The organism is Gryllotalpicola sp. CP2-P1, assembly GCF_057512245.1.
This window is the reverse complement of sequence record NZ_JBLRDT010000369.1, coordinates 1-1,387: the sequence shown is the minus strand read 5'-3', so window position 1 is coordinate 1,387 and position 1,387 is coordinate 1. Positions and strand designations below refer to the sequence as shown.

Genomic DNA, 1,387 nt, shown 5'->3' with positions numbered 1-1,387 from the left:
TGCTGCACCACCTGGGCGACGCAGAGCGGGCCGAGCTGCTCGCCGACAGCGCGACGCTCGGCACGCGGTTGATCGTGCACGACGACATCGAGCGCAGCAGGCTGGCGTATGCCGCCTGGGCGGTCGGCGCGCTGCCGTTCGCGGTCGACTCGTTCGCGCTCGTCGACGGGCTGCGCTCTATCCGGCGCAGCTACACGGCGCGCGAGCTCGCCGCCATCGAGCCCGGATGGCGCGTGGAGCGGATGTTCCCCTGGCGCCTGCTGCTCGTGAGGGACGAATGGTCGGGGGCGCGGTGATCGCCGGGGTCGCGCTGCTCGTGGCATCCCTCAGCTACGCCTCGAATCTGGCGCTGGGAACGCTCGTCGCGACTCGGCGCGTGGATTCGAGCGGATCCACTGGCTGCACCACGCGCTCTACATCTGCACCTTCGTGCTGGCGGCAGCGGCGGTGGCCGCCGGGCTGTGGCGGCAGCCGCTCGCCGGCTGGCTGCTGCTGCCGGCGCTCGTGCCGTTCGCGCTCATCCCGTTCGTCGGCACGCGCGGAGTGCGGCATCCGATCACCGGGCTCGCGCCCGCCCCGTTCTATCTCGCCGCGGCGTTCGCGCTGCTCAGTTGAAGGAGAGCCGATGGAGTTCCTCGAGGTCGTGCGCCGCCGCAAGACGACGAACGGGCCGTTCCTGCCCGACCCGGTGTCGCAGGAGCACCAGCGGCTGCTGATCGAGGCCGCCTCGCGCGCCCCCAGCCAGCTGAACAGCCAGCCGTGGCGGTTCGTTCTGATCGAGGACCGGGCGACGATCGAGCAGATCGCCGAGATCAGCGGTGCGAGCATGACGACCGCGATGTCGAACGGCACGTTCTTCGAGCGCTACAAGCCGTACTTCCGCTTCTCGCAGGCCGAGATGGACGAGAAGCGCAGCGGCATGCTGTTCGACAAGCTGCCGGCGCCGCTCAGGCCGTTCACCTCGCAGGCGTTCACTCCCCGCGGTCAGAAGCTGATGAACCTGCTGCGCGTGCCGCAGACGCTCGGCGAAGAGAACCGCAAGCTGGTCGCCGGGTCGCCTCTTCTGATCGGCGTCATGCTCGACCGCAGCGAGAACCGGCCGGGCGAGCTGTCGTCGTTCTACTCGATCTTCAGCATGGGCGCCGCGATGGAGAACCTGTGGCTCACGACGGTCGAGCTCGGCATGGGCATCCAGTTCGTGTCGTTCCCGATGGAGGTGCCCGGGCAGTGGGAGCGCATCGTGTCGCTGCTGCGGGTGCCGGACTCGCTCGAGCTGATGGCCGTCTACCGACTCGGGTACGTTCCGGACGAGCAGCGTCGGCCCGCGATCGACTGGACCTCGCACGAGCGGAAGCTGCCGTCGCAGTTCGTCTTCCGCGAGTCGTGC

At 69.4% G+C, this 1,387-nt stretch carries 3 protein-coding genes; all 3 read left to right on the top strand.

Features of this window, described 5'->3' with window-relative positions; translation table 11 throughout:
* The coding region (locus ACM2XV_RS15300) for a class I SAM-dependent methyltransferase (protein ID WP_487027568.1) at positions 1-296 on the top strand (296 nt) is incomplete at its 5' end.
* A gap of 133 nt (positions 297-429) precedes the next feature.
* A complete protein-coding gene (locus tag ACM2XV_RS15295; protein WP_487027567.1) occupies positions 430-615 on the top strand; it encodes a hypothetical protein in 186 nt (61 codons plus the stop codon).
* 10 nt (positions 616-625) lie between these two features.
* On the top strand, positions 626-1,387 hold a 762-nt coding region (locus ACM2XV_RS15290), incomplete at its 3' end, for a nitroreductase family protein (protein ID WP_487027566.1).